1 protein-coding gene and 1 pseudogene are annotated in these 577 nt (G+C 64.5%); both read left to right on the plus strand.

From position 1 onward, the window contains the following. A pseudogene (locus tag NKJ84_RS33145) lies at positions 1 to 153 on the plus strand (8-amino-7-oxononanoate synthase); the annotation flags it as partial. 11 nt (positions 154 to 164) lie between these two features. Beyond that, positions 165 to 577: ATP-dependent dethiobiotin synthetase BioD (bioD, locus tag NKJ84_RS33150; protein WP_352510026.1), on the plus strand; the 413-nt coding region annotated here is incomplete at its 3' end.

Consider the following 577-nt stretch of genomic DNA (forward strand, 5'->3'; position numbering starts at 1 on the left):
CTGCAGGCCCGCGGCTTCGACATACGCGGCATTCGTCCGCCGACCGTGCCCGAGGGCACGTCGCGGCTGCGCATCTCACTGACGCTCAATATCGGCGAAGCCGACATTTCCGCCATGGTCGAGGCGCTCGTCGAGGTGTTGGCCCAGACATGACCGGAGGCGACATGACCAAGCGCATCGTCATCACCGGAACAGACACCGGAATTGGCAAGACGGTGTTTTCGGCCGGGCTTGCCGGCCTGCTCGACGGTTTCTACTGGAAGCCGGTGCAATCGGGCCTCGACGGCGAGACCGACAGCGAGGTGGTTGCGCGACTTGCCGGGCTGCCGTCGGGGCGCGTGCTGCCGGAAGCCTACCGCTTGAAGAGCCCGCTTTCGCCGCATCGTTCGGCCGAAATCGACGACGTTTCGATCGAGGCTGCCGATCTTTCGTTTCCGGTCCTGCCGACACCGCTCGTCATCGAAGGCGCCGGCGGGCTGATGGTGCCGCTGAACCGCCGGACAAGGTTCATCGACATATTCGAGCAATGGCAGTTGCCGGTCATTCTGTGCGCCCGCACCGCGCTCGGAACAATCAA

Source organism: Mesorhizobium sp. M0048, assembly GCF_040323405.1.
Classification (GTDB): Bacteria; Pseudomonadota; Alphaproteobacteria; order Rhizobiales; family Rhizobiaceae; genus Mesorhizobium.